We start from the raw sequence: 20,216 nt of genomic DNA, 5'->3' as shown, positions 1-20,216 counted from the left end.
CGAGACGATCACGACGCTTTTGGATTGATCTCGGTGTAATTGCCCTTGGCGTCCCATTTGTACACGACGTAATCGACTTGCTTGATGTCGCCCTTGGAATCGAACTCCATCTTGCCGATCACGGTATCCCAGGCGGCGCCCTTGATCGTGTCCATCACTTTCTTCGGGTCGGTGGTGCCGGCTTTCGCCGCCGCCTGCGACCAGACCTGCATGGCGGCATAGGTGTAGAGCGTATAACCCTCGGGATCGATGCCCTTGGCCTTAAAGCGTTCGACGATCGACTTGGCCGTCGGCTTATTGCGCGGGTCCGGACCGAAGGTGAACAGCGTGCCTTCCGCCGCGGGGCCGGTGATCGAGGCGAACTCCTTGTCGGCCAGCGCATCGCCGGCCATCAGCACGGTGTGCAGGCCCTGGTCGCGCATCTGGCGCAGGATCAGACCGGATTCCTGATGGTAGCCGCCGACATACACCAGATCGATGTTTTCGCGTTTCAGCCGAGAGACGATGGCGTTAAAATCCTTGTCGCCCTTGTTGTAGGACTCGAACATCTTTTCGGTGAAGCCCACCTTGTTGAGCGCCTTCTTGGTTTCGTCCGCGAGGCCTTTGCCATAGGTGGTCTTGTCGTTCAGAATCGCGACGTTCTTGCCCTTGTAGTTTTTTGCGATGTATTCGGCGGCGACCAAGCCCTGCTGATCGTCACGACCGCAGACGCGCGCGACGTTCCAGAGCTTGCGCTCGGTGAACAGCGGATTGGTCGAGGCCGGCGTGATCTGCAGGACATTGCCGTCGGCATAAGCTTCCGATGCCGGAATCGACGACGACGAACAATAGTGGCCGGCTACGAAGGGGATCCTTGCACTGGCAATCTTTTCAGCCACCGAACGCGCCTGCTTGGGGTCGCAAGCATCATCCTCGACGTCGAGCGCGAGTTTCTTGCCGAGCACTCCTCCGGCAGCGTTGATATCGCCCACGGCTTGTTCGGCCCCGTTTTTCATCTGGCGGCCGAACGCGGATTCGCCACCGGTCATCGGGCCGGCCACTGCAACCGTGAGATCCTGCGCCATGGCCGCGCTCGACAGCGCCAATGAGGCGCCGAATGCCAGACCGATCAGTTTCAATGAGTTCATGAGAAGTCCTCGCGGGCTAGATAGCTACGGGAAGTACCGGGCATGCCGGGTCGAAAATCCCGGCTATTGTCGGATGAATTCGCCTTGAAGTCATCGCCAATTTTCGGACTATCGCGGCACTTTGCCGCCAGCTACGCCCGCCTGCCACCTTCGAGATAAGCGGCGCGGATCTCCGGGCGCTGCAACAGTTCGCTGCCGGTTCCCTTCAATGTAATCAGGCCATTCACCATGACATAGCCGCGGTGGGCCAGCCGCAAGGCATGATTGGCGTTCTGTTCCACGATCAGCACGGTGAGGCCGTCCTGCCGGTTCAGTGTGCGAATTGCGTCGAAAATCTGGCGCGCGATCAGGGGCGCCAAGCCCAGCGACGGCTCGTCCAGCATCAGCAGGCGAGGGCGGCTCATCAGCGCGCGGCCGATCGCAAGCATCTGCTGCTCGCCGCCTGACAACGTGCCGCCGCGCTGGGTCATGCGCTCTTTCAGGCGCGGAAAAAGAGTGAAGACGCGCTCAAGGCCGGTGGCGCGGTCCGTCTCGCTGCTATCCGTGGCGTCGGCACCCATTTGAAGATTTTCCGCGACGCTCATGCGCGGGAAAATTCGGCGGCCTTCCGGCGACTGCGCGATCCGAAGCCGTGCGATTTCATGCGTCGGCACATTGGTGATGTCGCGGCTATCGAAGATGATCTGACCCGAGCGGGCGCGCGGCTTGCCGAATACCGTCATCATCAGCGTCGATTTTCCGGCACCGTTGGCGCCGATCAGAGCGACGATCTCGCCCCGGTTGATATCGAGATCCACGCCTTTCAGCGCCTCTATCTTGCCGTAGGCCGCGCGTAAGGCCCGGATCGTCAACAGAGGATGCGCCGTCACGTCCCGCTCTCCATGACGGCGATGGCTTCCTGCTCATCGGCGCCGAGATACGCCGCGATCACCTTGGGATCGTCGCGAACATCCTGCGGCGATCCCTCGGCGATCTTCATGCCGTAATCCATCACCACGACGTGGTCGGAAATTTCCATGACCACCGACATGTCATGCTCGATCAGCAGGATCGAGGTGCCATGATCGGCTCGGATCGAAACCAACAATTCGCTGAGTGCCGCGCTTTCTCGTGTGTTCAGGCCGGCGGCTGGCTCATCGAGGCAGAGCAGCGCAGGTTCGGTGCACATCGCCCGCGCGATTTCGAGACGGCGCTGATCGCCGTAAGGCAGGTTGCCGGCGGCGTCGTCGGCGCGCTCCAGCAAACCGATCCGATCGAGCCACAGCCTTGCCTGATCGATCGCGCGATTTTCGGCAGTGCGCCACGACGGCGCGCCGATCAGCCCAAGGAAGGTCAGCCCCGAGGCCAGCATTAGCGCGTTGTGCTGCGCCACCATCAGATTTTCCAGCGCGGTCATCCCGGGAAACAGCCGGATGTTCTGGAATGTGCGTGCGACTTTTGCCTGCTTGGAAATCCGGAAATCGTTCAACCGCTCGAGTTGAATATGCTTTCCGGAATCATGCGTGAGCCGCATGGCGCCGCTGGACGCCCTGTAGAACCCGGTGACGCAGTTGAAGACGGTGGTCTTTCCAGCACCGTTCGGTCCGATCAGCGCGGTGATCTTCCGCCGCTCGGCGGCAAATGACAGGTCATTGACGGCGATGATGCCGCCGAAGCGCATCGTCAGGCGATCGACACTGAGGATGCAATCATTGCTCATCCGTGACCCTCCTTGACGAGGTCGGACGAGATGGCGTGGCTATGCTTGAGGAATACCGTCGGCGCGCGATGACCTATCAGGCCGCGCGGCCGCCAGATCATCAGCAGCACCATCGCAAACCCAAACACCAGCATGCGATACTGATCGAGCCCGCGGAACAGCTCGAAGCCGCCGATCATCGTGAGTGCGGCGAGCGCCACGCCGAGCTGCGAACCCATGCCGCCGAGCACGACGATCGCCAGCACCAGCGCGGATTCCTGGAACGTGAATGACTCCGGACTGATGAAGCCTTGCCTGGTTGCGAAGAACGCGCCGGCGAATCCGCCAAACATGGCGCCGGTCGCAAAAGCCGTCAGCTTCGTTGTCGTGGTGTTGATGCCGAGCGCTCGGCAAGCAACCTCGTCTTCGCGAAGCGCCTCCCAGGCCCGGCCGATCGGCAGCCGCCGCAGCCGGATCGTCACCCAGTTCGTCAACAACGCCAGCCCCAGGATCAGGTAGAACAGAAACACGATGCGATGGGTCGGCGAGAATTCGATCCCGAGTTTTGCCGCGAGCCCATTATCGGCTGGCGTGAGCGGAATGCCGAACAAGGTCGGTCGCGGGATTCCCGATACGCCATTCGGGCCGCCTGTCAGGCTCTGCCAATTGATGATGACAAGTCGGATGATTTCACCGAAAGCCAAGGTGACAATTGCGAGATAGTCGCCACGCAACCGCAGAACCGGAAAACCCAACATCACGCCCCAAAGGGCGGCAAGAATGCCGGCCATCGGCAGGCAGATCCAGAACGACAGCCCGAAATTGGTCGCGAGCAGCGCGTAGGAATAGGCGCCGACGGCGTAAAACGCCACGTAACCGAGGTCGAGCAGCCCGGCGAGACCGACTACCACGTTCAGTCCCCAGCCCAGCATCACATAGGTCAGCACCAAGATGCCGAGGTCGAGAATGTAGCGCTGGTCGTAAAAAATCACCGGCACCAGAACCGTGAAGATTAGAAGCAGCGGCGCAATGGCCCGCCGCGCCAGCGTCAGGGCCGTTTGCACCGAAGCTGGAACGACCCGGGTGACGGAGACCGGTCCCCACCAGTGCCGCAGCAATTCGATGACGATGCTGCCGCCGAACACCGCGGCGACCATGAGAGCGAGATCGCCGAATCTGGTCCAGTAGACGAGCTGGCCGGTGGGGCCTGCTTCGGTGCGGATCCCGATCATGAGCGAAAACAGCACCAGCGCCACCAGCGCGCTGATCAGGGACTTTTTGAAAATGTATGCAGCGTCTAACCCGCTGGAAGCCGCCGCTGCTTCGGGCGTGGGTGCTGACACGCCGCGGACCCCTAGACTTTTTCGACTTCGGGCCGGCCAAGCAGGCCGGTCGGAAGGAAGATCAGCACTACGATCAGGATGGAGAATGCAGCGACGTCCTTGTATTCGACCGAGAAATAAGCCGACCAGAGCGTCTCGATCAGACCGATCGCAAGTCCGCCCAGCATCGCGCCCGGCAGCGAGCCGATGCCGCCGAGAACCGCCGCGGTGAATGCCTTGATGCCAGCGACGAAACCCATGTAAAAATCCACCAGGCCGTAATACAGCAGGTACATCATGCCGGCGACGGCAGCGAGCGCGGCTCCGATCACGAACGTCATCGAGATGGTACGATCGACATCAACCCCGAGCAGCGCGGCCATTGTCTGGTCCTGTTCGCAAGCGCGCATGTCGCGGCCGAGCCGGGTGCGCGCCACTAACCACGTAAAGATCGCCAGCAGCACGATCGTGGTGATCACGACAATGATTTGCACATTGGACAAGCGCACCACGAAGCCGTTCTTCTCCAGTAGTGTATAGCCGCCGGTGATGATCGGCGGCACTGGCTTCACCCGTGCGCCCTGCGTGATCTGCGAGTAGTTGCTCAAGACGAACGACATTCCGATCGCGGACAGCATCGGCGCCAGACGAAATGAGTGTCGCAGCGGCCGATAGGCGATGCGCTCCACAGTCCAGCCATAGAGGGCGGTGATAGCCATCGACACCAAAAGCACGATCAGCAGGATCACTGGAACGGTGGTCAGGCCGACTGACACCAGGATCAAAAAGGCGATCAGCGCGATAAAGCCGCCGATCATGAAGACGTCGCCATGGGCGAAGTTGATCATGCCGACGATGCCGTAGACCATCGTATAGCCGATCGCGATGAGACCATAGATTGAGCCCAATACGATGCCGTTGATCAGTTGCTGGGCGAAATAATCCATGCCGCTGCCGCTGCTGAAATTGACGCGGCCCGTTGCCCCGCAAATCGGGGCCACGCGTCGGCATTTTTCTAACAGTGGCAGTTGAGTGCGGCAACAGCGCCGGCTGCGGCTTTAATGCTTGTACAGAGCTAGTTTGACCGTCGGTTCCAGACTGGTCGCGAACGCAGCAGGGCTGTTCGCTGCAATGAATCCTGGGAAAGCCGGCTGTTCCGGTCGGCACATCAGCGCCGGCAGGAGGTAAGTCGGTCCGGCATCTCGGAGATTAAGGTAAACAAAGGGTTTAAATTGCCCGTCGTAGTTTAAGCGCGTTAGCTCGCCCGCAAAGCCGCCACTCCGTTTGGAGCTCGCGGAAGAACGGGAAGCGACAATGTCCACGAACTGGCGGATCGGCTCATTTAACGCCGCGTTGCTCGCGGCCTACTTCATTCCGACCTGGGCCATGGTCGCCTTCAAGATCATGGTCTCCCCAATCCATGGTCTTTATGAGCGACCCAACATATCGGTCGGATTGTTCATCAGCGACCATTTGCAACTGGCCGCAATCAACACGGTTCGGGTCGCCTGGCTGCTCGCTTTGGGCAAACTCACGGTCGTGGCGTTCTTCGCGCTATTTCTGGCGCTCACCGCCCGTGCATCGATCCGCAAAACCGGTGGCGGCGACGAAGCTCTTGCGTTGGCGCTCGTCATCGGCAGCGTGATCAGTTTTGCAAGCATGGTGATGGCCTCTCAAGTCGGAGAGATGCAAGCGGTTCGTCTCCATGCGACAGAGCTATTGATGCTGCTCGGCAGTGCAATCGTGTTGCTGGTCGAGCGTCCCGCCGAGCCGCATACCGACACCACGGACGCTGGCGGCCTGAGCTTTCAGTCCGAGCTCCTGCACAACCGCTGAGTGGTGGCGGATACCCAACACATCGGTGGTCGCAGATTGCTCTGATCAGCGTTGGGTCAGGAAGCCGACCACGGTTTCGGTGAACGCGTGCGGCTGCTCGACATTCGAAATGTGCGCGGCATCGAGAATCGTTAAGGCCGCGCCGGGTATTTGGCTTCGAATAAACTCGCCGGCTGAGATCGGCGTACCCATGTCGTGCCTTCCGGCGATCACAAGAGTCGGGCTTTTAATCCTCGGCAAAAGCTCACGTTGGTCGAGTGTGCTCAGCGCCTCGCAACAAGCGAGATAGCCCTGGATCGGGCAAGCCAGCAGCATCGCTTTCATATTTGCTGTGATCTGCGGCTCGCGCTCACGAAAATCAGCCGTCAGCCACGCCGCAATGATAGCATCGGCGGCCGCTGTCATGCCTCCCTGCTTGATGGCGTTGATGCGGGTGAGCCAGTTGGTTGGATCGGGGTAGTAGCATGTGGTGTTGGAGAGAATAACTTTTCCGAGCCGCTCGGGTGCATTGGCCGCGAGCCATTGTCCGACCATGCCCCCCATGGATATTCCACACCAATGCACCTTCTCGATGTTCAGATCATCGAGGATCGCCAGCACGTCGCGCCCAAAGCGCTCCATTGAATAAGGCCCGGCTGGAGCGCCGGACTTGCCGTGGCCGCGGCGATCGTATCGGACCACGCGAAACAGTCGAGTGAGGGCTTTCATCTGCGGCTCCCACATCTGCAACGTGCAGCCGAGCGAGTTCGACAGCATCAGCGTCGGCCCGCTGTCGCGGCCCTCGACGGATACGTGGAGCAGGCAACCGTCGGCATCGATCATTGGCATTTCATATTCCCCGGTCTCGTGGCTCACGCGGAAAGCGCGTCTTCTATCAGATGAGCCTCACATTCACAGCTTGCTTTCCGTTCGCAGGCCACTTGCGGTGCCTGCGGAATATGCATCGCTCGTAATCCGTTCGTCCCCTTCCTTTTGGGCCGGGCGTGCTTTACTTGGGAGCAGCAGACGAGCGATCCGGGGAGACGCCGAATGGCCATGACAATGAACGGTGAGGTGCAGCTTGCAGCGCCCCGCGAGGCGGTGTGGGCGAAATTGAATGATCCGGAAGTGCTCAAGGTTTGCATCCCCGGATGCGAGGAGCTGGAAAAAACGGAAGACAACGGTTTCCGGGCCGTGGCCAAAATGAAAGTCGGCCCGGTGTCGGCCCGCTTCAAAGGGCGCGTCACGTTGAGCGATCTCGATCCGCCGAATGGCTACAAGATTTCAGGTGAAGGCGAGGGCGGCGTGGCGGGATTTGCCAAGGGCGGCGCGAGCGTGGCCTTAGCCGAAAAGGATGGCGGAACGCTGTTGACCTATGACGTCGAGGCGCAGATCGGCGGCAAGCTTGCTCAACTGGGCCAACGCTTGATCAATGGTTCGGCCAAAAAACTTGCGGACGAGTTTTTCGCGAATTTCGCCAAGGCGGTGCAGGGCTAGTCCAGAACAAGCGGTCCGCTGGTACGGCAGGTTGTCATTTCGGGCCATGTCCCAGGTGAGGTTGCTCATTGCCGGGATGGCCCATATTATGACCTCCTAACGATTTCAATGACTGCAAGGCCGTGCAATGCGGCGGTGCAGATGAAGAGAGTGCTGAATGGCCAAAATCTCCTTGATTGTGAACGGCAATCCCGTCAACGCCAATGTCGATCCCCGGACGCTGCTGGTACAGTTTCTGCGTGAGAATCTCCGGCTCACCGGCACCCATGTCGGTTGCGACACCTCGCAATGCGGCGCCTGCGTCGTGCATCTCGACGGCAAGGCCGTCAAATCCTGCACCACGCTCGCAGTCATGGCCGACGGGCACGAAGTCAAAACGATCGAGGGGCTCGCGCCCGACGGTGCGCCACTGCATCCAATGCAGGAGGCCTTTCGTGAGCATCATGGGCTTCAATGCGGTTTCTGCACGCCGGGCATGATCATGACCGCAGTCGATATCGTCCACCGCAAGGGTCATGATCTCAGCGATCACACGATCCGGGAAGAGCTCGAGGGCAATCTCTGCCGCTGCACCGGCTACCAGAACATCGTCCTGTCGATCGCAGCCGGAGCCAAGGCGATGGCGAACTCCGATATCGCATAAAGAACGTCACCGCACGGCCTTAGGAATAACTCATGTACGAATTCAAATATCATCGCCCGGCCACCGTGCGGCAGGCCGCCAATCTCCTGGTCAAGAATGAAGACGCCAAGGTGATCGCCGGCGGTCACACGCTGTTGCCGGTCATGAAGCAGCGGCTGGCCAGCCCGCCGCATCTGATCGATCTGTCTCACATCGAAGGCTTGGACGGCATAGAGATGAAGGGAAGGTCGCTGGTCATCGGCGCCACCGCGACCCACAATGCCGTGGCAACTTCGCCCATAGTCGGTGAGGCGATCCCGGCGCTTGCCGAACTGGCGGGCATGATCGGCGATCCTGCGGTGCGCCATAAGGGCACCATCGGCGGCTCGCTCGCCAACAACGATCCCACGGCGGACTATCCCGCCGCTTGCGTTGCGCTAGGCGCTACGATCGTTACCAACAAGCGGCGGTTGAAGCCGGAGGAATTCTTCCAGGGGCTGTTCACGACCGCGCTGGAGAGCGACGAGATCATCACCAGGGTGATGTTTCCGGTCGCGAAGAAGGCTGCTTACGTCAAATTCCGCAACCAGGCCTCGCGTTATGCACTGGTCGGCGTGTTTGTCGCCAAGCGTCCGTCGGACGTGCGCGTCGCGGTCACGGGCGCCGGCTCCGAAGGCGTGTTTCGTGTCACCTCGTTCGAGGAAGCGCTGAAGAAGCGCTTCTCCCCGAAGGCGCTCGATGGCTTGACCGTTCCCGCGGACGGCCTGAACAGTGATTTGCATGGCAGCGCCGAATATCGTGCGCATTTGATCGCAGTGCTGGCGCGGCGTGCGGTCCAAGCCGCCACCGGCAAAGCCTGACGTTGGCGGTCCCTGAGTCATCAGTACTGGCCAAGCCATGACTGCATCGGGTCTGCCTACATCCGTGGAGACGATGCTGGAGTTGCTATCCTCGCGCGGTTACCTCGCCGAGCGTTCGCTGGCTACCGTGACCTATCTGTCGCTGCGCATGGGCCGGCCGCTGTTTCTGGAAGGCGAGGCTGGCGTCGGCAAAACCGAAATCGCAAAAGTTCTCTCGGCTGCGTTGGGACGTAAGCTAATCCGCCTGCAATGCTACGAGGGGCTGGACATCGCTTCCGCGGTTTATGAGTGGAACAGCGCGGCGCAGATGATCGCGATACGGCTTGCGGAAGCAGCGGGCGATACCGACCGCGAGCAGTTGTCGTCAGACATCTTCGCCGAGCGCTATCTCGTCAAGCGCCCGTTGCTGCAGGCGTTGGAGCCGGACGTGGCCGGGGCGCCGGTGCTTCTGATCGACGAACTCGATCGTGCCGACGAGGCTTTCGAGGCTTTTCTATTGGAGATCCTGAGCGATTTCCAGGTGAGCATTCCGGAGCTCGGCACGGTGAAAGCGCCGCATCCGCCGATCGTCATCATCACGTCGAACCGCACTCGCGAAATCCATGATGCCCTAAAGCGCCGCTGCCTCTATCATTGGGTGGACTATCCCTCGGCCGAGCGAGAGTTGGCGATTGTCAAATCCCGGGTGCCCGGAATTTCCGCAAGATTGTCGCAGCAGGTCGTGCGCTTCGTGCAAGCGCTGCGCGACCAGGATTTTTACAAGTCGCCGGGCGTCGCTGAGACCATTGACTGGGCAACCGCGCTGAGCGAACTCGATGCCCGTTCCCTGACCCCGCAGGTGGTGGGCGATACGCTCGGCGCCTTGCTGAAATACCAGGACGATATCGCGCGTATGCAAGGCGACACCCTACAGAAGGTTTTAAAAGACGCCACAAGCGAGCAATAACGTTCGTCTGGTCCACCACGCGATCGCTTCGTTCGCGCGAGGGAATGACGACTGACATTGGTCTTTCGCATGACTACTCCCGTCACCGGTCTGATCGCTGATAACGTCATCGGCTTTGCGCGTGCGCTCCGCGCCGCCGGCGTTCCGGTAGGGCCTGGGGCGGTTATTGACGCGCTGAACGCGCTCGAGGTCGTCGATATCGGCAACCGAGCCGACGTCTTCACCACACTCGAGGCGATTTTCGTCAACCGTCACGAGCATGCGCTGATTTTCGCGCAGGCTTTCGATCTGTTCTTCCGCGCGGCCGAAGACTGGAAGCACATGCTGGACTCGGTGCCGCTGCCGGATCATGCCAGGAAAAAGCCGCCGCCGGGCTCGCGCCGCGTGCAGGAGGCGCTGTCCCAACCGCGCATGAGCGAAACACCGCAGGCGCAGGAGCGGGAGCTCAGGCTTTCTGTGTCCGACAACGAGGTGCTTCAGAAAAAGGATTTCGCGCAGATGAGCGCGGCGGAGATCGCCCAGGTGACCCGCGCGATCGACCAGATGAAATTGCCGCAGGCTGAATTGCGAACCCGCCGTTATCAGCCCGACGCGCGAGGCCTGCGGCTGGACATGCGCCGCACCTTGCGCGGCTCACTGCGGACAGGCGGCGACATCATCGACATTCGTCGGCTCGGGCGCATCGACAAGCCGGCCCCGATTGTTGCCTTGCTCGATATATCCGGCTCGATGACGGAATATACGCGCCTGTTTCTGCATTTCCTGCATGCCATTAGCGACGCGCGCAAGCGCGTCTCGGTATTTCTGTTCGGCACCCGGCTAACCAATGTCACCCGCGCGTTGCGGGCGCGCGATCCCGACCAGGCGCTTGCGAGCTGCTCCGCAAGTGTGGAGGACTGGGCCGGTGGCACTCGCATCGGCACCTCGCTGCACACCTTCAACAAATTGTGGGGCAGGCGCGTGCTTGGGCAGGGCGCGATCGTATTGCTGATTTCCGACGGCCTGGAGCGCGAGGCCGACGCAAAGCTGGCGTTCGAGATGGATCGGCTACACCGTTCGTGCCGCCGCCTGATTTGGCTCAATCCACTGTTGCGCTATGGCGGCTTCGAGGCCAAGGCGCAGGGCATCAAAATGATGCTGCCGCACGTTGACGAATTCCGGCCGGTGCATAATTTGAGTTCAATTGAGGGATTGATATCGGCGCTTTCGTCGATCCCGCCGGTGCATCACCGAAGCCTGATTCGATCCGCAGCTTGAAAGAGGCTCCCATGCTCAATCGCGATCAAGACATTCTCAAAGCGGCTGAGGACTGGCAGAAGGCCGGCCACGGCGTGGCGCTCGCCACCGTTGTTGAGACCTGGGGCTCCGCGCCGCGGCCGGCGGGCTCGAGCCTGGTCATCAATGACGAGGGCACGTTTCTCGGCTCGGTTTCCGGCGGCTGCGTCGAGGGCGCGGTCGTGACCGAAGCGCTTGACGTTATTGCTAGCGGCGCGCCGAAAATGCTGGAGTTCGGCGTTGCCGACGAGACCGCCTGGAACGTCGGGCTTTCCTGCGGCGGCACTATTCGAGTGTTCGTGGAGAAAGTCGGATAGTCGTGAAGCCTGAAATGCTCCGTGAGCTCAATGTTGAGCGTGCCGCGCGGCGGCCGGCGATCGTGGTGACGGACGTCACCGACGGCGAGCAACGGCTGGTCAAGGCCGCCGATATCGCCGCTGATCCGCTGCGCGCCGAACTCGCAAAGCAGTTGCGCATGGGCAAGAGCGGAATGATCGAGGCCGGCGGCAAGAAACTGTTTCTCAACGTCCATGCTCCGACCGCGAAGCTTGTGATGGTGGGCGCCGTTCATATCAGCCAGGCGCTGGCGCCGTTGGCGCGTTCGCTCGATTACGATGTGACGGTGGTGGATCCGCGTACTGCCTTTGCCAGCCCGGAGCGATTTCCCGACGTGCCGTTGGTGGCGCAATGGCCGGACGTGGCGCTGCCGCCGCTCAATATCGATCACTACACGGCTTTCGTGGCGCTGACCCATGATCCGAAAATTGACGATCCGGCATTGCTGCACGCGTTCCAGCGCGATTGCTTCTATATCGGGGCGCTGGGTTCGAAAAAGACGCACGCCAGGCGCGCCGAGCGCCTGAAGGCGCAGGGCGCAAAAGAGTCTGACGTCGCGCGTATTCACGCGCCCATCGGATTGCCCATCGGCGCAGTCTCGCCCTCCGAGATCGCGGTCGCCATCATGGCCGAGATCACCGCGCAGCTACGGCTTCCGAAAGAAGCCGCGGCATGAAGTTCGGTCCCGCCAGTCCGGCAGACGCGGTCGGTGGCGTCACGGTCCACACCCTGCGCCAAGGTTCGCTGGTGCTCAAAAAAGGCACGACCATCGGCGCCGCGGAAGTCGAGGCACTGACCCGCGCCGGCGTCAAGGAAATCGTGGTGGTTCGGCTCGAGCAGGGTGATGTTTCCGAGGACGTCGCCGCCGCCGGGATCGCGCAAGCAGTCGCGGGGGATGGCATCAACGTCGAACGCGCATTTACGGGTCGGGCCAATCTGTTTGCGGCGAGGCCGGGCGTGCTCGTGATCGATCGCGCCAAGGTCGACCGCGTCAATGCCGTCGATGAGGCGATTACGTTTGCGACGCTCACCGCTTACAAGCCGGTGGTCGAGGGCGAGATGGTCGCCACCGTCAAGCTCATTCCGTTCGGAGTAGAGGCGAAGCTGCGCGACGCGGCAGTCGCGGCGGCCAGCGGCGGAGCGCTGCGCATCGCGCCTTATGTGATCAAGCGCGTCGGCATCGTCTCGACTTTACTGCCGGGGCTTAGCCCCAAGGTCGTCGAGAAGACGTTGCGCGTGACAGCGGAGCGGCTTGCGCCGGCGGGCGCCACCATCATCGCCGAACGTCGCGTCCCGCATGACGAGTCCACGCTCAAAAATGCCATCACGGAATTGCTCGGACTCGGTGCGGAACTGGTGATCGTGTTCGGGGCCTCGGCGATTGCTGATCGGCGCGACGTCATTCCGGCGGCCATTTCAGGCATCGGCGGCGAAGTCGAGCACTTCGGCATGCCTGTTGACCCGGGAAACCTGCTCTTGATTGGCAATGCCAAGGGAGTGCCGGTGCTGGGCGCGCCGGGCTGCGCGCGTTCTCCTGTCGAGAACGGGTTCGATTGGGTGCTGATGCGTCTATTGGCGGGACTAAAAGTCACGCGAAGCGATCTCACGGGCATGGGCGTTGGCGGGCTGCTGATGGAGATCGTGACCCGTCCGCAACCGCGCGAGAGCCTTGCCAGCGACACCAATCGCAATGTGGCCGCTATCATACTCGCCGCGGGACGTTCGACCCGCATGGGCGGGCCGAACAAGCTGCTGGCCGAACTAGGCGGCAAGCCGCTGGTGCGGATCGTCACCGAACAGGCGCTGGCTTCCAAGGCGCAAGGGGTGATTGTCGTCACCGGGCACCAGGCCGATGATGTTCAGAAAGCGTTGCACGGACTCAAAGTGACCTTTGCGCACAATCCGGATTTCGCGGAAGGTCTCGCCGGGTCGGTCAAGGCGGGGATCGCAGCGGTGCCCGTCGGCGCTGACGGCGCGGTGATTTGCCTCGGCGACATGCCGTTGATCGAGGCGCGACTCATCGATCGAATGATCGAGAGCTTCGCGCCGGATCGCGGCAATCTGATCGTGGTGCCGGTCAGCAATGGTCGGCGCGGCAATCCGGTGCTGTGGTCCCGGCGCTTCTTCAACGAATTGTTGACGCTCGACGGGGACATCGGCGCTCGCCACCTGATCGAGAAACATGGTGAGGCGGTGGCGGAAGTCCCGGTCGAAGGCCACAGCGCTTTCCTCGACATCGATACGCCGGAGGCGCTTGAGACTGCCCGCAACTCGTGAATACAACTCGCTTCGAGCTTCTTTGCGGCAGGTGCCGGTCGCCTCCCATGTCATTCACCAACTTTAAACGTCGTCTCCCCTAAATTCCCGCCGGCTTGTTTCGGGGGAGGGGACGTTGATTCCAGCTGAGCGTTCGTTTTGTCGCGTCATCTGTGCAGTTGCGATGCTGCTGTGCGTAACCGCGCCTTCGTTGGCCGCGGGAGCATTCGCGGTCGGCAAATGCGGCGCTTATGGGCAGGCCTATGACTATCCGGCCGAGAATAGCGCGCGCGAAGTCGCGCTCAAGCAATGCAAAGGCGACTGCACCGCGCTGACGATGAAGAGTGCTTGCGCTGCTTTGGCAATCGACCTGACCAACCCGTGCGGACCGCACGGCTATGCGGTCAAGCCGCGCATTTCCAGCTCGCTGAATGCGGCGATGCGCAAGTGCTATGAGTTCGGCGGCAAGGAATGCGTCATCCGCGCCTGGGCCTGCGATGCCAAAGGGTAGCTCAAAGCATTCTCTAGCGTCGTGCTCTCATGGTGAGGCGCATTGCTCATGCGGGTACGAAGCCAATTGGAACGGATAGCGTAATCCGCCATCCTGCTTTGCTCAGTGTTCGATAGGGCCGGCGGATTACGCCTTCGGTGAATCCGCCCTACGCCATTTGCCTGACGGGCAAATCGGCACTTCCGCCGTCCATCCCAATTTGCAAAAATATATTCGTTCTCGTTTGCCCCAAATCAAATCCATAACCAACGCCGTCTCGTCTCACTTGAGGGGCGCTCGCGATCGTCATGAACGCGGGACGGGATGCGATGGACGCGGATGTGCTGGTAGACGAACGGCGCGTGAAGCGGACGGGGAAGTCGTGTGGTCCTGACGCCTCGACGCTGGCGTCAAGTTAGTGAGAGGTTTCTCACTGGCGACGGTGACAACAAAGCCCGATCACCGGGGAGAGCGCGATATAAGTCGTAAAACCATTGCGCGGGGAATGCCGGATGATTTCGGTGAACCTGTGGTGACTTACTCGTATGCTTTTTTATTTTGCATGCGAGGCTGCGGGCGCATCGCGCACTCGGCATTCCCTGCGCCCTCTGAGTTTCAGATGGCTCTACACATTGGCCAACTCGCGCGAAAATGCGCAGCGGGATCGCGGCGGTGTGGCTCTGTTTCTGTCCACGTCGTTCCTGCGGAAAGCAGGGACCCATACGCCGTGACTGACATGATGGAAAAAGGTGTTCGTTGCTCTGTTCTTTTAAACAATGCGAGACGGGGGCTATGGGTCCCTGCTTTCCGCACGGACGACATCGAGTGTTGGATTAGCAATTGAGTTAGCAGAGGTATGCATCGGATGAACATTCAACCGTCACCGCCCGCGAGCGAATCCGACGTTCCCGAATTCAAAAACGCGTGACGCCACCCCACAAGCCGGCCCGCTGGGCTTTCAACCCCCTTGACGCTGACTGACCGGTCAGTCATTTTATCCCTATGTCAACCGCACGAACCATGTCGAAAAGAGCTCCCGCAAAACCGGCTAACCGTGTGCGCACCAAGAACGCCGCAAGACCCGGTAAGCCGGCTTTGCCCAAGGCTGAAGCGGCTGGCCCAGGCTCAGGGCGCGCGGCGCGCGCTGCGGAACGGCGTCAGGCCATCATCGATGCGGCCCTCGACGAATTCATCTCACGCGGGTTCACCGCGACCAGGCTGGACGACGTCGCCAAACGCGCCGGCGTCGCGAAGGGCACGATTTATCTCCACTTCAGGGATAAGGAGGCGCTGTTCCAGGAATTGATACGGACCGCGCTGGTGCCGCTGATCGGCCGGCTGGCCTCGCCGCCACCTCCCGGCGGATCGGTGCGGGCGGCGCTGGAAAGGTTTGCGCAGACGTTTGCGGAGGAGGTCGTATCGACGAGGCGCGGCGACATCGTTCGCCTGATCGTCGCGGAAGGGGCGCGATTTCCGAGCATCGCCGATTTTTATTATCGCGAAGTGGTCTCGCGCGGCATGGAGGCCATGCGCTCGATGATCGAACTCGGCATCAGCCGCGGCGAAATCCGGCAAAAATCGCTGACGGGCTTTCCGCAGATCGTGGTGGCGCCGGCGATCGTGGCCGTGATCTGGCAAGGACTGTTCGGCAGGCACGCGCCGCTGGATGCCGTCGGCATGCTTCGTGTCCATCTCGACCTGATCTTTGGCGAGCGGAGGACCGAATGACTTCGTCGCGAACGGCAATGCGAGTGGCGGCGGCAATCGCGCTCGCCGCAATGCTGGGCGGTTGCAATCAGCCAAAGGATCCCGGTTACCAGGGCTGGGTCGAAGCGGATTTAATTTTCGTCAGCCCCGATGAATCCGGACGCGTGACCAAGCTCAACGTCCGCGAGGGTGACCAGGTCAAGCCGGGCATGCAGCTCTATTCACTGGATGACGACCTGCAGCAAGCCGATCTCAACCAGAACAACGCCACGCTCGCGAACGCGCGGCAAAGCTATGAGCGTGCCGCCTCCCTGAGCAAGACTGGCGCCGGTACCCAAGCCAATCTCGATGCCGCGGTCTCCGCGTTGCGCGTGGCTGAAGCTCGCGTCAACACATCACAGACTAGGTTGGCACGACGGATCGGCTATGCGCCGGTGGAGGGGACCATTCAGCAGATTTATTTCCGGGAGGGCGAGACCGTGCCGGCGCAGCGGCCGGTGATCTCGATCATGCCGCCAGGCAATATGAAGCTGAGATTTTACGTGCCCGAAACGGAGCTAGCCAAGCTTGCGATTGGCGATGAGGTGCGGGTCACCTGCGACAATTGCGCCGCTGATCTCACGGCCAAGATATATTTCATCGCGACCACGGCCGAATATACCCCGCCCGTCATCTACAGTCTGGATGAGCGCAACAAGCTCGTTTACCTGATCCAGGCGCGGCCCGCGCGGCCCGATGTGCTGCGTGTGGGCCAGCCGATCAGCGTGTTTCTCAATTCCAGAACGCCGGTGGCCGAGAAGCAATGATTGCGGCACCAGTCTCCGCTCCCGAGATCGCGATCGACGTTCATGGCCTGTCGAAATCGTTTGACGGCCGCGAAGTGGTGCATGACCTGTCGATGCAAGTGAAGCGCGGAACCATCTACGGCTTTCTCGGCCCGAACGGCAGCGGCAAGACTACCACCATCCGCATGCTCTGCGGCTTGCTGACGCCCGACAGCGGCGAGGGCAGATGCCTCGGCTACGACATCCGACGCGACGCAGATAAGATCAAGCGCCAGGTCGGCTATATGACGCAGCGATTCAGTCTCTACCAGGATCTGTCGGTGCGGGAAAATCTCGAATTCGTCGCGCGTCTCTATGGGATGCAGGATCCGCAAGGCGCCGCTCGTGACATGATCAGTCGCCTCGGACTGAACGGCCGTGAGCAACAACTGGCGGGCGAGCTGTCCGGCGGCTGGAAACAGCGGCTGGCGCTGGGCGCCTGCACCTTGCCAAATCCGCAACTGCTGCTGCTCGACGAGCCGACGGCCGGAGTCGATCCGAAGGCGCGGCGCGACTTCTGGAACGAGATTCATGCGCTGGCGGCGGAAGGGCTGACCGTGCTGGTCTCTACCCATTACATGGACGAGGCCGAGCGCTGTCACGAGATCGCTTACATCGCCTACGGCTATCTGCTGGCGCATGGGACCGTTGAGGAAGTGATCGCGAAATCGGCGCTGTCGACCTACACGGTCACAGGCGATCAGCTCCATACGTTGCAAGACCAACTTGCGGGCAAGCCCGGCGTCGACATGGTAGCGCCGTTCGGCACCAGCCTGCATGTATCGGGGCGTGACAAGCAGGCACTCGACGCCACGATCGCGCCCTGGCGCGACGACAAGCGTTTGCACTGGCAGCACAGCGAGCCGTCGCTGGAGGATGTGTTCATCGAACTGATGACCCGCTCAAAGGATAACTTCCAATGAGCATGACTGATCGCCCTGACCGCAGACGCGAAATCCCGGAGCCGCGGTTCGGCTTCTGGCGGCGCAGCTTTGCGATGGTGATCAAGGAATTCATCCAGCTCCGCCGCGATCGGGTTTCGTTCGCTATGATCGTGATGATTCCGGTGATGCAGCTTCTGCTGTTCGGCTACGCCATCAATACGACGCCGCGCAACCTGCCGACCGCCGTCCTGTTGCAGGAGGACAGCGACGTCGCGCGCTCGATCTTGAAGGCTCTGGAGAATACCGCCTATTTCCGATTCACACGGGAGGTTCACGATGTTGCCGAGTTCGACAACCTCTTGCTGTCGGGCAAGGTACTGTTCGGCGTGGAAATCCCGCGAGGCTTCGAGCGCGCGGTGCGGCGGGGTGAACATCCTGCGCTATTGGTTGCGGCCGACGCGACCGATCCAGTGGCGGCCGGCTCGGCGTTGTCCACGCTCGGCGTCGTGGCGCAGACCGCGCTGGAGCACGATCTGTTCACCGGAGATCCTGCGGCGCCAGCTTTCGAAATCCGCGCCCATGCGCGTTATAATCCGGCGGCGTCGTCCCGGCTGAATATCGTGCCCGGACTTGTCGGCACCATCCTGACCATGACCATGTTGATCTTCACCGCACTTTCGGTCACACGCGAGATCGAGCGCGGGACCATGGAAAGCCTGCTGTCGATGCCGATCAGGCCGATAGAAGTGATGTTCGGCAAGATCGTCCCCTACGTGCTGGTCGGCTTCGTGCAGGCCACCCTGATTGTTGGCATCGGCGTGTTGCTGTTCGGAGTGCCGGTGCGCGGCAGCCTCATCATGCTGGCTCTGCTCTCGACATTGTTCATCACCACCAATCTTGCGATCGGCTACACGTTTTCCACCATCGTCCAGAACCAGTTGCAGGCTATGCAGCTTTCGATGATGTTCTTTCTACCGAGCATCTTGCTGTCAGGCTTCATGTTTCCGTTCGCGGGCATGCCGGTCTGGGCGCAATATCTCGGCGAGGCCCTGCCATTGACGCATTATCTGCGAATCGTGCGCGCGATCATGCTAAAGGGCGCGGCGCTGCAAAATCTCGAATATGATACGATTGCGTTGTTCGCGCTGATGCTGCTGGCCATGACCATCGCCGTGACGCGCTTCCGCCGCACGCTCGATTGAGCAGGGATAACCGGCTGACGAGTCAATTTTGGAAGAATACCTCTATGCAGCGCCGCTACGTAACCGTGGACGTTTTTACCGATCGGGTCTTTGGCGGCAATCCGCTGGCGGTGGTGCTCGATGCGGGCGGCCTCTCGACCGCGCAGATGCAGGCCATCGCCAGAGAGTTCAATTATTCCGAGACGACTTTCGTGCTGCCGCCGCGCGATTCCGGCAATGACGCGCAGGTGCGCATCTTCACCGTTACCGCGGAGATTCCGTTCGCGGGCCACCCGAATGTCGGCACCGCGTTCGTGCTGGCGACGAGGGCTGCCAACTCGCCGGAGCGGCTCAAATTTGAGGAAGGCGCCGGTCTCGTCGGCATTGAAATCCTTCAGGAAGCCGGCAGGGTTGTTGGCGCCGAACTCACCGCGCCGCGATCCCTGAGCAGGCTGACGCAATTTGGCAGAGAGCAGGTGGCGGGCTGCGCCTCGCTCTCCCCCAGCGACGTCACGACTGATCGGCATTCGCCTGTCATAGTGTCCGTCGGAATGCCTTTCCTGGTAGCGGAATTGGGTTCGCGGGACGCACTTCGACGCGCCAGGCCTGATGCTGCGGCCTTCGCGCGGACACTGCCATGCGACGGCGCCTTTGCGGTGTACCTCTATACGCGCGACGTGCCGGCGACCGAAAAGCCCTGTGACCTTCAGGCCCGAATGTTTTTCCCCGGATCGAGCGGGCTGACAGAGGATCCTGCTACCGGCAGCGCCACCGTGGCTACCGCGGCGCTGCTTGCCGATCTCGCGACCGAAAAAGATGCTGAACTGAAACTGCTGATCGGGCAGGGCTTCGATATGGGCAGGCCTAGTCTGCTGCACACCCGCGTCCGCAAAGATCATGCCGGTATCCTTTCGGCGCATGTCGGCGGCGCCTGCGTTCAGATGATGGAAGGCACGTTTTCGCTCGCCGGCGAGGTGTGACAAGGCGCTGATGCGGACACGGCTGCGCTGTTCAGGCCTGCCACGCCGCGAGATTTTCGATCGTGATGCCGTCGCGGTGTTCGATGATCTCTGCGATCCATTGCCGGTGGCAGTGCCGGTGGTCCCGCTCGTAGCAGAGAAGGCAGACCGGCCCGGATTTCTTTACCAAGGACGTCAACTCGTCGAGTTCTTCCTTGGCGTGTGAAGTTTTCAGGTGCTTAGCATAAATCTTATGCAGCGCGTCGAATTTGCCGCTGCGCGCCGCCTGGCGGCCTTCCTTTGGGGTGCCGAGCCCGCGCAAATGCAAATAGGCGATTCCGCGCTCGTCCAGCGCGGCGGCGAGTTGGTTCTTTGAAAAGCCAGGCCGCCGCGACGAGGTGACCGCACGCACATCGACCAGCAGCTTGACGCCGGCA

22 protein-coding genes are annotated in these 20,216 nt (G+C 61.3%); 15 read left to right on the top strand and 7 right to left on the bottom strand.

The window, feature by feature from the left end; translation table 11 throughout:
- Positions 1–8 precede the first annotated feature (8 nt).
- The 5 genes from VJV58_RS13915 to VJV58_RS13895 form a co-directional block, all read right to left on the bottom strand.
- Positions 9–1,127 (bottom strand): branched-chain amino acid ABC transporter substrate-binding protein, encoded by a 1,119-nt coding sequence (locus VJV58_RS13915; protein WP_324137938.1) that lies wholly within the window; start codon positions 1,125–1,127, stop codon positions 9–11.
- Between the two features lie 131 nt (positions 1,128–1,258).
- Positions 1,259–1,996, bottom strand: a complete 738-nt coding sequence (locus VJV58_RS13910) for an ABC transporter ATP-binding protein (RefSeq protein ID WP_324137937.1) — start codon at positions 1,994–1,996, stop codon at positions 1,259–1,261.
- Entirely contained in the window at positions 1,993–2,826 is an 834-nt protein-coding gene (locus VJV58_RS13905) for an ABC transporter ATP-binding protein (protein WP_324137936.1), read from the bottom strand. The genes VJV58_RS13910 and VJV58_RS13905 overlap by 4 nt, the downstream gene beginning before the upstream one ends.
- A complete protein-coding gene (gene livM / locus VJV58_RS13900; RefSeq protein WP_324137935.1) occupies positions 2,823–4,148 on the bottom strand; it encodes a high-affinity branched-chain amino acid ABC transporter permease LivM in 1,326 nt (441 codons plus the stop codon). The genes VJV58_RS13905 and livM overlap by 4 nt, the downstream gene beginning before the upstream one ends.
- 11 nt (positions 4,149–4,159) lie before the next feature.
- Positions 4,160–5,074, bottom strand: coding sequence for an ABC transporter permease subunit (locus VJV58_RS13895; protein WP_324137934.1), 915 nt, complete (start codon positions 5,072–5,074; stop codon positions 4,160–4,162).
- A 367-nt stretch (positions 5,075–5,441) separates the two neighbouring features.
- On the opposite strand from VJV58_RS13895, the gene VJV58_RS13890 reads away from it, so the two are divergent.
- Complete coding sequence (locus tag VJV58_RS13890; protein WP_324137933.1) at positions 5,442–5,963, top strand: hypothetical protein; 522 nt, start codon at positions 5,442–5,444, stop codon at positions 5,961–5,963.
- 45 nt (positions 5,964–6,008) lie between these two features.
- Here the strand turns inward: VJV58_RS13890 and pcaD are convergent, their stop codons facing one another.
- Positions 6,009–6,791 carry a 3-oxoadipate enol-lactonase gene (pcaD, locus tag VJV58_RS13885; protein WP_324137932.1) on the bottom strand — a complete coding sequence of 261 codons (783 nt, stop codon included), beginning with the start codon at positions 6,789–6,791 and terminating at the stop codon, positions 6,009–6,011.
- Positions 6,792–6,992: 201 nt separating this feature from the next.
- On the opposite strand from pcaD, the gene VJV58_RS13880 reads away from it, so the two are divergent.
- The 14 genes from VJV58_RS13880 (at position 6,993) to VJV58_RS13815 (ending at position 19,800) form a co-directional block, all read left to right on the top strand.
- A complete protein-coding gene (locus tag VJV58_RS13880; RefSeq protein ID WP_324137931.1) occupies positions 6,993–7,439 on the top strand; it encodes a carbon monoxide dehydrogenase subunit G in 447 nt (148 codons plus the stop codon).
- 157 nt (positions 7,440–7,596) lie between these two features.
- The gene (locus VJV58_RS13875; protein WP_324137930.1) at positions 7,597–8,082 is read left to right on the top strand and encodes a (2Fe-2S)-binding protein; all 486 of its coding nucleotides are present in this window, start codon (positions 7,597–7,599) and stop codon (positions 8,080–8,082) included.
- Between the two features lie 32 nt (positions 8,083–8,114).
- The gene (locus VJV58_RS13870) at positions 8,115–8,921 is read left to right on the top strand and encodes a xanthine dehydrogenase family protein subunit M (RefSeq protein ID WP_324137929.1); all 807 of its coding nucleotides are present in this window, start codon (positions 8,115–8,117) and stop codon (positions 8,919–8,921) included.
- A 37-nt stretch (positions 8,922–8,958) separates the two neighbouring features.
- Entirely contained in the window at positions 8,959–9,867 is a 909-nt protein-coding gene (locus VJV58_RS13865) for a MoxR family ATPase (RefSeq protein ID WP_324137927.1), read from the top strand.
- Between the two features lie 69 nt (positions 9,868–9,936).
- Positions 9,937–11,124 carry a VWA domain-containing protein gene (locus VJV58_RS13860; protein WP_324137926.1) on the top strand — a complete coding sequence of 396 codons (1,188 nt, stop codon included), beginning with the start codon at positions 9,937–9,939 and terminating at the stop codon, positions 11,122–11,124.
- 11 nt (positions 11,125–11,135) lie between these two features.
- Positions 11,136–11,459 (top strand): XdhC family protein, encoded by a 324-nt coding sequence (locus VJV58_RS13855; protein ID WP_324137925.1) that lies wholly within the window; start codon positions 11,136–11,138, stop codon positions 11,457–11,459.
- 14 nt (positions 11,460–11,473) lie between these two features.
- Positions 11,474–12,154, top strand: a complete 681-nt coding sequence (locus tag VJV58_RS13850; protein ID WP_414641492.1) for an XdhC family protein — start codon at positions 11,474–11,476, stop codon at positions 12,152–12,154.
- Positions 12,151–13,755, top strand: a complete 1,605-nt coding sequence (locus tag VJV58_RS13845) for a molybdopterin-binding/glycosyltransferase family 2 protein (protein ID WP_324137923.1) — start codon at positions 12,151–12,153, stop codon at positions 13,753–13,755. Before VJV58_RS13850 ends, VJV58_RS13845 begins: the two co-directional genes overlap by 4 nt.
- 163 nt (positions 13,756–13,918) lie before the next feature.
- Positions 13,919–14,245, top strand: a complete 327-nt coding sequence (locus VJV58_RS13840; RefSeq protein ID WP_324137939.1) for a DUF4189 domain-containing protein — start codon at positions 13,919–13,921, stop codon at positions 14,243–14,245.
- A 999-nt stretch (positions 14,246–15,244) separates the two neighbouring features.
- Positions 15,245–15,952, top strand: a complete 708-nt coding sequence (locus tag VJV58_RS13835) for a TetR/AcrR family transcriptional regulator (protein ID WP_324137922.1) — start codon at positions 15,245–15,247, stop codon at positions 15,950–15,952.
- A gap of 17 nt (positions 15,953–15,969) precedes the next feature.
- The gene (locus VJV58_RS13830) at positions 15,970–16,737 is read left to right on the top strand and encodes an HlyD family secretion protein (RefSeq protein WP_414641491.1); all 768 of its coding nucleotides are present in this window, start codon (positions 15,970–15,972) and stop codon (positions 16,735–16,737) included.
- Positions 16,734–17,678, top strand: a complete 945-nt coding sequence (locus VJV58_RS13825; RefSeq protein ID WP_324137920.1) for an ABC transporter ATP-binding protein — start codon at positions 16,734–16,736, stop codon at positions 17,676–17,678. Before VJV58_RS13830 ends, VJV58_RS13825 begins: the two co-directional genes overlap by 4 nt.
- Complete coding sequence (locus VJV58_RS13820) at positions 17,675–18,841, top strand: ABC transporter permease (protein ID WP_324137919.1); 1,167 nt, start codon at positions 17,675–17,677, stop codon at positions 18,839–18,841. Before VJV58_RS13825 ends, VJV58_RS13820 begins: the two co-directional genes overlap by 4 nt.
- Before the next feature lie 44 nt (positions 18,842–18,885).
- The gene (locus tag VJV58_RS13815; protein WP_324137918.1) at positions 18,886–19,800 is read left to right on the top strand and encodes a PhzF family phenazine biosynthesis protein; all 915 of its coding nucleotides are present in this window, start codon (positions 18,886–18,888) and stop codon (positions 19,798–19,800) included.
- Positions 19,801–19,831: 31 nt separating this feature from the next.
- On the opposite strand, the gene VJV58_RS13810 is transcribed toward VJV58_RS13815, so the two are convergent.
- The coding region (locus VJV58_RS13810; protein WP_324137917.1) for a DUF488 domain-containing protein at positions 19,832–20,216 on the bottom strand (385 nt) is incomplete at its 5' end.

Source organism: Bradyrhizobium sp. (genome assembly GCF_035273305.1).
In the GTDB taxonomy this organism is placed as follows: Bacteria; Pseudomonadota; Alphaproteobacteria; order Rhizobiales; family Xanthobacteraceae; genus Bradyrhizobium.
This window is presented reverse-complemented; position numbering and strand designations above follow the sequence as displayed.